The organism is Aquiflexum sp. (genome assembly GCF_977115555.1).
Genome location: NZ_CDSBKL010000121.1, coordinates 1 through 10,573, shown reverse-complemented (window position 1 = coordinate 10,573; position 10,573 = coordinate 1). Strand labels below are relative to the sequence as shown.

The window sequence follows — 10,573 nt, the reverse complement described above, 5'->3', positions numbered from 1 at the left end:
ACTATACCAATCGACATTTTTCAGAAGATTATATCGAATAAGGTATTTTACCCCCCCCCCGTTTCAAACTATTATAGTATAAAGTAGTTGATTGTCGATATTTAAATTTTTCTTAAGTTTTTTAAAGAATATTTTCGCTACTAATTCACTTTAATTAAAAAATCAAAAATATTTAGGTGATGCATCCCTTCCCAATCTCAAATTGATAAAAACTTACATGATTTTCATAAAGTATATTTAATAAAAAATTGAATTTTAACCTTTTTTTAAAGTATAAATTATGTGTGCATTGACCTTATCAAACGCAATCAGTCCAAATAGTGCTTTGATCAAATGCCTTCCGACAAAACCTGATGCTCTCCTTCCATTTTCCACTGTTTTTTTTAGCTTTACACCATTATAGCATCACCCCTATGAAAAAAATATTTCTTTTGACTTTTTGTCTTGCTGCTTTTTTTACCCTTGATGGTTTTACCCAAGGTGCTTATGTTCCTTTCAACAGGGATTATTACCATATGCTGGAGCGGTACGAAATCCTGGACGGCAACAACAACCCGAGTTTTCATACAGGTTTCAAACCTTACAGGAGAGACCATGTTGCGGCTTTTCTGGATTCGTTGTCAGAATCTGATATTTCCCGCTCCAAAGCTGACAAGTTCAACTTCAACTACCTGAGCAACGACAATTGGGAATTTATCAGCGGAGATACTGAAGCCTCCAAAAAACCTTTCCTGAAACACCTTTACACCAAACCTGCCGACTTTTACCATTACCGTGATTCGGTGGTGGACATCCACATCAATCCGGTTTTATACCTTGCTGCGGGTTTTGAGCCCGGGATAGACGAGATGCGATTCCGCAATTCCCGGGGAATCGAAATCAGAGGAAGCATAGACAGAAAGGTCGCTTTCTACACTTTTATGACTTCCACACAGACCATATTCCCCACTTGGGTCAAGGACTTTGCCGAACACAGCGGTGCAGTGCCGGGGGAAGGATTTTGGAAAAGGTACAATGAAACCGGCTATGGCTTCTTTTCGGCAAGGGCACATTTGAGTTTCAATGTCACAAGGCATATCGAAGCGCAGTTTGGTCAGGACAGGAACTTTGTCGGGGAAGGGTACCGCTCCATGATACTTTCGGATTTTTCCAATCCTTACCTGTTTTTCAAGCTGAATACCAAAGTATGGCGGTTTCAGTTGACCAACATCTGGGCACAGCAGACTGCGGATATGTTTTTTGACAATCAGGGCCGGCCAACAGACAAAGTACGCTATCCCAAAAAATGGTTCGCGATGCACCGACTCGGAGTCAATCTGGGTAAAAATCTCAATATCGGCATATTTGAATCCATCATGTCTGACCAATTTGACTGGAACTACCTCAACCCCATCATCTTTTATAGATGGGTAGAACATCAGGGCGGTTCACCTGACAAGCTGATGCTGGGAACGGATTTCAAATGGAACCTGACGCGGGGCATGCAGCTTTACGGACAGTTTGGATTGAATGAATTTGTGTTTACAGAATTTTTTGAATTGGAAGGTAAAAACTCCTCCCGCAACAAACACGGGATACAGGTAGGTTATAAATACATCGATGTATTGAAAATACCCAACCTCGACCTACAACTAGAATACAACCAAGCCCGGCCCTATACCTATCAGGAAAAAAGGCCATACCAATCTTTCTCCAACTACCGAACGCCATTGACACATCCGCTTGGCGCTAACTTCAAAGAAGCCATCGGTATCCTACGCTATCAGCCGGAATTTCTGCCACGGCTATTTGCCACATTTACCGGCATGTACCAATTCTATGGCGATGATCCTTCACCGGAAGTAAACTTTGGCAAAGATGTATTGAAAAACCGTACCGTGACCAATACTGGAAAAGGTCTCTATGGCCACTATATCGGTCAGGGTGTAGAGAACACGGTGATCATGGGCAACCTGAACCTGAGCTATATGGTCAAGCAAAATGTCTTTTTGGACCTGAGTCATAGCTACAGAAAGCGGACAGCAGAAGACCTTTCAAGTCCGGAATCCACCAACTTCACCCAGTTTTCGATCAGGGTGAATATGGTAAGGAATGATTTTAATTTTTAGGATTGGTTATTGGACAAAGGTTATTGGGTTATTGGTTATTGGAATGAAATCGGATTTTCTGAAATTTAACTTAAAACCAAATCCTGTTTTTATTCCGTAACTTGCGCCGCAAATAGTCAAAAATTACATGAATACTTACCTCAGGATACTGTCCTATGCCCGGCCTTACCGCAGGTATTTTCCGATATATGTCCTTTATACTTTGTTGGCGATCATTTTTGGGCTGATGAATTTCACCTTGCTGAAGCCTTTGTTTGATGTCATCTTTGAGCAGGCACCGCAGGCGGATATGAGTAAGTACCTTACCAAGCCTGACTTTTCTTTTTCGGTAGATTACTTTCTGACCCTCTTCAATTTCTATTTCTTTCAGATCTCAGAGGCTTATGGCAAGTTTGGAACTTTGGTCTATGTCTGTATCATCATCGTCATTTCGGTATTTCTAGCTAACCTTTTCACTTACCTCTCAGGCGTGGTTTTGGCCAAAGTCAGGGCAGAGGTCATCAAGAAAATGAGGATGTCTATCTTCGAGCAGGTCTCAAGGATGCACATCGGATACTTTTCCAATGAACGGAAAGGGGACCTAATGTCCAAGATGACCAATGACATCCAAGAGGTGGAAAACAGCATTGTTCAATCCCTGAGGGTGGTTTTCAAAGAACCTGTGACGATCATCCTATACTTTGCCGTGTTGTTTTTCATGTCAGTCAAATTGACTTTGTTTACCATTTTGGTGATTCCGATATCCGGAGCAATTATCGGAGGGATAACCCGAAGGTTGAAAAAAAAGGCCATCGAAAGCCAGGAATCATTGGGAAGGATTGTCAATATATTGGATGAAACCATCGGTGGCATGCGCGTCATCAAAGCATTTGGCGCACAGAAATACATCAGAAGTAAGTTTGACGGCGAGACGGATTATTATTCAGATGTGAATATTTCAATGGCCAAGAAAAACGAATTGGCCTCGCCGATTTCCCAGTTTTTAGGCGTATCAGTCGTAGCCGGTATTTTGGTCTATGGAGGGAGTTTGGTATTGAACAACAGTTCAGACCTGAGTGCTTCTGATTTTATTACTTACATCATTATTTTTACCCAAGTACTCAATCCCGCAAAAGAAATCTCCCGGGCGGCTAGCAGCATACAAAGGGGCTTGGCTTCTGCCGACAGGATCTTCAAAGTAGTCGATACGCCAAGCGAAATCAAAAATGTTGATCAGCCCATCGTTGTCGATACCTTCCGCAATGCTGTGGAATTCCAGAATGTTTCCTTCAGCTACGAAAAAGAAAAAGTATTGGAAGGTATTTCTTTTACCCTTCAAAAAGGAAAGACCATTGCTTTGGTAGGTCCATCGGGAGGGGGAAAATCAACCATTGCGGACCTAGTCCCAAGGTTCTATGACCCGACGGAAGGCAAAGTCACTTTGGATGGGGTGGATCTGAAAACCATAGAAATCAATTCTCTGATCAAACAGATGGGAATCGTGACGCAGGAGTCTATCTTGTTCAACGATTCTGTTTTCAACAACATCGCCTTTGGGCTCGAAGGAATCTCCGAAGAGAAAGTCATCGAAGCAGCCAAGATTGCAAATGCACATGAGTTTATCGTCGAACTCGAAAATGGCTACCAGACTTCTATCGGAGAGCGTGGCTCGAAGCTTTCAGGAGGACAGCGGCAGCGGCTCAGCATTGCGAGAGCGGTATTGAAAAACCCGCCGATCCTGATTTTGGACGAAGCGACTTCGGCTTTGGATTCGCAGTCAGAGAAACTGGTACAGGAAGCCCTAACCAATCTGATGGCAAACCGTACAACATTGGTAATCGCCCACAGACTCAGTACCATCCAACATGCAGATGAAATCCTCGTGATCAAAAAAGGACAGATCGTGCAGCGCGGAACCCATCAGGAACTCATTTTGGAAGAAGGATTGTATAAGAAACTTTCTACAATGCAGTCAGTTTAATAAATTTGGAATAACTTAAATTCACCAACCATATGAAACAAATAGATAAAATCCTGCACCTAGTTACCACCCTCTATTTTGCGATAGTGTTGGTCATTTTCCTGTTATTTGATAATATAAAAGGCATCTTGAAGATAGAAGAACTGACCCCTACATTGGTAGTCAATTTTTTCCTGATCGGTTTGCTGCTATTCCTGATATCATGGGGTACAAGCGCAATGGTCAAGAGCAACCTAGAGGCAGAACTTTCCAAAAAGGAAACAGAGAAAAATGAACTGAAGGCCAAGCTATACGATTTTGAACAAGGTGTAAAACTCAAAAACATCGAGAAAAAATTAGACAGCTTGGAAGAAGATAAAGAAGCATCAGTCATCCGAAAAAGACAAAATTTCAAATAACTAAAGGATATTTGCAGTAAATACTTAATTTAGGAAGCCCAATGGGTTTCCTTTTTTTATTGTCTTAAATCAAAAATATGGTTGCTAAAACTTTTGGATGTGCTGTATCGGGTGTAGACGCAAAAGTCATCACCATCGAAGTGAATGTGGGTCAGGGTACTAGTTTTTTTATGGTGGGACTTCCCGACTCGGCTGTCAAAGAAAGTCAGCAGCGGGTAGAATCCGCACTCAAATATTTTGGTTACCGCATGCCAAGGCAGAAAGTTGTGGTCAATTTGGCCCCTGCGGATATCCGCAAAGAAGGCTCAGCCTATGACCTTCCGATTGCATTGGGGATAATGAAAGCCTCAGAGCAGGTGCTTTTCCCTGAATTGGAAAATTACATCATCATGGGAGAACTGTCACTTGATGGTAATCTCCGCCCGATCAAAGGAGCTTTGCCCATTGCGATCGAAGCAAGAAAACAGGGATTCAAGGGATTTATCCTTCCTGTAGAAAATGCATCCGAAGCGTCGATAGTGAATAAAATAGATATCATTGGTGTCAACACTTTGGAAGAAGCTATCAAATTTTTGGAAGGGGAATTACAGATCGAGCCACTCGTAACCGATACAAGGGATATATTTTATAATTCTCTCGAGCAATATGAATTTGATTTTGCTGATGTACAGGGACAGGAGAATATAAAAAGAGCCATGGAAATCGCCGCGGCCGGCGGGCACAATGTCATCATGATCGGACCTCCGGGCGCCGGCAAAACCATGCTTGCAAAAAGGCTTCCTTCTATACTCCCACCGCTTTCCTTACAAGAAGCTTTGGAGACTACCAAAATACATTCCGTTGCTGGGAAGTTGGGTAAAAATGCCGCTTTGATAGCCAAAAGGCCTTTCCGCTCTCCGCACCATACCATCAGTGATGTGGCATTGGTCGGCGGCGGCGGCAATCCCCAACCGGGGGAGATTTCCCTTTCACACAACGGTGTTTTGTTTTTGGATGAATTACCGGAATTTAAGCGCACAGTCTTAGAAGTGATGCGGCAGCCTTTGGAGGAAAGAAAAGTAACCATCTCACGGGCAAAGGTTTCTGTTGAGTTTCCTGCCAATTTTATGCTGATCGCCAGCATGAACCCCTGCCCATGCGGCTATTACAACCATCCCGAAAAAGAATGCGTCTGTGGTCCGGGGATCGTGCAGCGGTATCTGAACAAAATCAGCGGACCTTTACTCGACAGAATTGACCTGCACGTAGAGGTAACTCCAGTCAGGTTTGAAGAAATGACCTCCACCCGAAAAACAGAATCCAGCAAATCCATCAGGGAGCGGGTTATCCATGGTAGAGAGGTGCAGATGGAGCGCTTCAAAAACAACCCTGAAGTATATTGCAACGCCATGATGCCATCTCACATAGTCAAAGAAGTCTGTCAGATCAATGAAGCCGGCAAAGTCCTACTCAAAACGGCCATGGAAAGACTTGGACTTTCAGCAAGGGCATATGACAGGATCCTCAAGGTATCAAGAACAATCGCCGACCTGAGTCAAAGTGAAACCATCAAAGTTGAACACCTTGCAGAGGCAATCCAATACAGAAGTCTGGATAGAGAAGGCTGGGCAGGTTAATATTTGGGGAAATTAAGTTTTAATAAAATTTCGATGAATAAGAAAATAATGCATAAAAAATTTTAAGAATTAAAAAAAAATTATTTTCTTTACTAAGCATACGAAACTGTTGTATTGGTCGCCCTTTTTTAGCTTACCGTTTCAAAAATATAAAGGCTGTCACAAACAGCCTTTATTCTTGTAAGGCCTGACTCAAATCTTCCAATAAATCATCCAAATGTTCCAAACCGACTGACATCCTGATCAGGTTTTCCGGTGTTTTGGTGTCAGGTCCTTCTACTGCAGCCCTGCGTTCTACCAAACTTTCCACCCCTCCAAGGCTTGTGGCATTGGTGAAATATTTCAGCTTTGAAATTACTCTGTCTGCCTCTTCGGCACCTCCTTTGACCATAAAGGAAAGCATGCCACCAAATCCAGACATTTGGGCAGCAGCTACTTCATGGTTTTCATGCGATTTCAATCCGGGGTAGCAAACTTCATCTACATTGGGATGGCTGAATAGAAATTCCGCAATGATACCCGCATGTTCTGCATGGCCTTTCATCCGGTAAGCCAGGGTTTTGATGCTTCTGACCAAAAGGTATGTATCAAAAGGAGAAGGAACCGCTCCACCCACATGTTGGATCATTTTGATCCTTTGCCAAAAATCATCTGCTTTTTTGCATATCAAAGCGCCTCCCAAAATATCACTGTGCCCACCAAGGTATTTTGTGGTGCTGTGCATGACGATATCCGCTCCAAGAAGAATGGGATTTTGAAAAACGGGAGTGGCAAAAGTATTGTCGCAGGCTACTTTAGCTCCGATTTCTTTCCCTATTGCCACAAGTGCCCTGATGTCCGTGATTTTGAGTAGTGGGTTGGAAGGGGTTTCGATCCAAAGGAGTTTGGTATTGGGTTTAATAGCCGCCCTAACCATTTCCAGGTCAGCCAAATCCACAAAACTAACCTCCACGATTCCTTTCAATATCTCCACCAATTGACGGTGGATTCCATGGTACATGTCGTCGGGGGCAATGATATGGCTTCCCGGTTCCAAAGCCTGAAAAACTGCCAAAGCAGCAGCATTTCCCGAAGAAAAAGCTGCGGCATCTTCACCATGTTCCAGCTTGGCCAAGACATTTTCCAAAGCCATTCTATTGGGGTTATTGGCCCTGGAATAGATCAAAGAGCCTTCATGGTGCACAAAAGTCGTTGAGGTAGTGATGGGCTGAACCGCAGGCAGATTGGAATCAGTGACGAGGTTGCCGGCGTGGATGGCGAGTGTTTCGAGTCTCATGGCTGTTTTTTTTCAAACTTACTATTTATAAAAATAAAAGCCAGCGAAATCAACCGCTGGCTTTTGTATGATTATTTAAATGGAAATCCTACCTGATTCTATCCACTGACCTGACGAGCAATTCATCCTTTCTGATAAATCTATTAGCAAGCAGGTTACAGATCATCCCTCCAAACATCGCCCAAAAGCCGGTCACAAAAGCCCCGTTGACTTCAGGGTTGATGAGTGCATTGGCAGTGTGCGTAGTCCAAACGATCAGTCCTACATTGACTACCATGATAAAGGAATTAACCATATTCAAAAACATCTGCTTGGTCCTGTTTTTGTATTGCGTGAGACTGAAAAGCGCAATCCCGGCCGCCACAATGGCAAGAATAGCAATGAATATTTTGGAGGAAGTATCCACAGTTTCATTGGAAGCCACGTCAAGAGTAGTCAGATTCCAGGCGCTGAGGGTCATCAGTTGGGTCTGACTTGGATTTACCTGTTGCCAGATGGGAAAGGAAATCACCAATATCATGGCCACTGCCACAAGAAACAGAAAAACGGTTTGGATGCGTTGTATCATTTTTGATTTTTAATTTTGACAAAGAAACAGGGTAATTTTTTGATTCGCAAGGTTTGTATAAAAGGTCGGTTTTATTTGCCATCGAATAATATCTTTGCACTGTAAAATGGAAATCCAAAGGTATTTTATAGAATTCGCTTACCGCGGCACCAATTATCATGGCTGGCAATTCCAGAAAAACGCCCATTCTGTGCAGGCAGAAATGGAAAAAGCCCTTTCACTGATATTGAAGCAACCTTCATATTTGACCGGTAGCGGGAGAACAGATACCGGAGTACATGCCTCCCAACAATTTGCCCATTTTGATACTTCATTAAACCTTGAGGAAGCGGATTTTGTCAAACGCATCAATGGAGTCCTTCCAAAAGATATTGCGGTATATTCTTTGCTTAAAGTGAAGAGTGATGCCCATGCAAGATTTGATGCCAGATGGAGAAGCTACCTTTACAGGATTACCTTGCGCAAAGATCCATTTGAAGAGGAAAGTGCATGGCTGATGTATCATCTTCCGGATATTGACAAAATGAATGAAGCAGCAAAACTGTTGTTGGAACATGAAGATTTTCAATGCTTCAGCAAGGTTCATACTGATGTCAATCATTTCAATTGTAAAATAAAAGAGGCTTATTGGGAACAAATTGACCACCAATTGCTCTTTCATATAACTGCCAACAGGTTTTTGCGTGGAATGGTGAGGGCGATTGTCGGTACTTTGGTCCAGGTGGGATTGGGAAAGCTTGATTGCAACCAATTTCAGGAAATTTTGGACAGCAAAAACCGCCGTCAGGCGAAATCCGCTTCTCCGGCCCAAGGTCTTTATCTTTGCAAAATTGTTTATCGCCAAGAAATATTTATTTAAATACTGAATCATTTTGAGCCTGGAAAAAGAAAATATCAAAAGTGGGGACATCATTGACGCCCAGGTTTTAAAGAAACTGTACCAGTTTGTCAAGCCTTACCAAACCCGATTTTACTTTTTAGTATTCCTTACCATTGCGATGGCTGTTTTAGCCCCAACCAGGCCCTATTTCATTCAGATAGCCATCGATGATTATGTGGCTGTGGGAGATAGTGAAGGGCTTCTTAAGATCATTTACCTCCTTATCGTCCTGCTTCTCCTCCAATCATTGGTACAGTTTGCGCACACCTACCTGTCAGGATGGATTGGACAGGTCATCATCAAGGACATCAGGATCAAACTTTACCGCCACCTCCTTAAAATGAGGCTGAAGTTTTTTGACAATACTCCTATCGGCAGATTAGTGACAAGGAATGTGTCTGATGTGGAAACTCTTGCAGATGTATTCAGCGAAGGTTTGGCTGCCATCATCGGGGATTTGCTGCAGCTGATTACCATCCTAGGAGTCATGTTTTATGTGGATTGGAAGCTTACGCTTGTCAGTTTGAGTACCTTGCCCCTACTCATCATTTCTACTTATATTTTCAAAGAAAAAATCAAAGTGGCCTTCAATGATGTCAGAAATGCGGTTTCCAACCTTAATTCTTTTTTGCAGGAGCACATCACGGGCATGAATATTGTTCAGATTTTTAACAGGGAAAAAAGAGAATATGAAAAATTCCAAGAAATAAACAAAGAACATAGAGTAGCGCATGTCAAGTCGGTCTTGTATTATTCGATATACTATCCCGTTGCGGAAATCATTCAGGCGATCGGTACAGGCGTAGTGGTGTGGTATGGGGCAACGGGGGTTTTTGACATGGAAATCCAAATCGGGATCCTGATCTCTTTTATTATGTACCTGCAGCTTTTCTTCAGGCCTATCAGGATGATTGCCGACAGGTTCAATACCCTTCAAATGGGCGTTGTGAGTTCATCACGGATTTTGAAACTGCTAGAAAACGATGATCAAATCCCCAATGAAGGAAAGCACAAACCCGAAAAAATCGAAGGCAATATCAAACTTGAAAATGTATGGTTTGCTTACAATGACGAAGAATGGGTGCTTAAAAACATCAATTTCGAAGTAAAACATGGAGAAACTGTCGCCATGGTCGGTGCCACAGGGGCAGGAAAATCTTCCATCATCAACCTGATCAACCGATTCTATGACATCAACAAAGGCCAAATCACCCTTGATGGTACAGATATCAAAGAATATGAATTGGGAACACTGAGAAAACACATAGGTGTGGTCTTGCAGGATGTATTCCTTTTCTCAGATACGATCTTGAATAACATAACCCTTGGCAATCCGGAGATTACGAGGGAAGAAGTCATGAAAGCGGCGAAATTGGTAGGTGCAAAGAAATTTATCGAAAGACTTCCCGGAGGTCTCGATTACAATGTCATGGAACGGGGCGCCACACTTTCCGTAGGACAAAGGCAGCTGATATCCTTCGTCAGGGCAATAGTCTACAATCCTGAAATCATCATCTTGGATGAAGCTACCTCCTCGGTGGATACCGAAACAGAGGAAATGATCCAAAAGGCCATTTCCAAAATGATGAAAGGCAGAACTTCCATTGTGATTGCCCACAGGCTTTCGACTATCCAAAAAGCCGATAAAATCATGGTGCTTCACCAAGGTGAAATCAAGGAAACCGGAACCCATGAGTCCCTATTGGAATTGGGAGGCTACTACTCCAAACTCCATCAGATGCAGCTCAAGTCAATGGCGATTGGGTA

General features: G+C 42.8%; 8 protein-coding genes. 6 read left to right on the top strand and 2 right to left on the bottom strand.

Annotation, left to right across the window (positions count from 1 at the left end):
* Nucleotides 1-413: 413 nt before the first annotated feature.
* The 4 genes from ACZFYI_RS09290 (at nucleotide 414) to ACZFYI_RS09275 (ending at nucleotide 6,082) form a co-directional block, all read left to right on the top strand.
* Entirely contained in the window at nucleotides 414-2,108 is a 1,695-nt protein-coding gene (locus ACZFYI_RS09290; RefSeq protein WP_462523848.1) for a hypothetical protein, read from the top strand.
* 127 nt (nucleotides 2,109-2,235) lie between these two features.
* Nucleotides 2,236-4,068 carry an ABC transporter ATP-binding protein gene (locus ACZFYI_RS09285; protein WP_462523847.1) on the top strand — a complete coding sequence of 611 codons (1,833 nt, stop codon included), beginning with the start codon at nucleotides 2,236-2,238 and terminating at the stop codon, nucleotides 4,066-4,068.
* A gap of 32 nt (nucleotides 4,069-4,100) precedes the next feature.
* The gene (locus tag ACZFYI_RS09280) at nucleotides 4,101-4,466 is read left to right on the top strand and encodes a hypothetical protein (RefSeq protein ID WP_462523846.1); all 366 of its coding nucleotides are present in this window, start codon (nucleotides 4,101-4,103) and stop codon (nucleotides 4,464-4,466) included.
* 77 nt (nucleotides 4,467-4,543) lie between these two features.
* Complete coding sequence (locus tag ACZFYI_RS09275; RefSeq protein ID WP_462523845.1) at nucleotides 4,544-6,082, top strand: YifB family Mg chelatase-like AAA ATPase; 1,539 nt, start codon at nucleotides 4,544-4,546, stop codon at nucleotides 6,080-6,082.
* Between the two features lie 172 nt (nucleotides 6,083-6,254).
* On the opposite strand, the gene ACZFYI_RS09270 is transcribed toward ACZFYI_RS09275, so the two are convergent.
* Nucleotides 6,255-7,358, bottom strand: a complete 1,104-nt coding sequence (locus ACZFYI_RS09270) for a trans-sulfuration enzyme family protein (protein WP_462523844.1) — start codon at nucleotides 7,356-7,358, stop codon at nucleotides 6,255-6,257.
* Nucleotides 7,359-7,446: 88 nt separating this feature from the next.
* Nucleotides 7,447-7,926, bottom strand: coding sequence for a DUF4293 domain-containing protein (locus tag ACZFYI_RS09265; protein WP_462523843.1), 480 nt, complete (start codon nucleotides 7,924-7,926; stop codon nucleotides 7,447-7,449).
* Between the two features lie 106 nt (nucleotides 7,927-8,032).
* Between ACZFYI_RS09265 and truA the strand changes: the two genes are divergently transcribed.
* Nucleotides 8,033-8,785 (top strand): tRNA pseudouridine(38-40) synthase TruA, encoded by a 753-nt coding sequence (truA, locus tag ACZFYI_RS09260; RefSeq protein WP_462523842.1) that lies wholly within the window; start codon nucleotides 8,033-8,035, stop codon nucleotides 8,783-8,785.
* Between the two features lie 13 nt (nucleotides 8,786-8,798).
* The coding region (locus ACZFYI_RS09255; protein ID WP_462523841.1) for an ABC transporter ATP-binding protein at nucleotides 8,799-10,573 on the top strand (1,775 nt) is incomplete at its 3' end.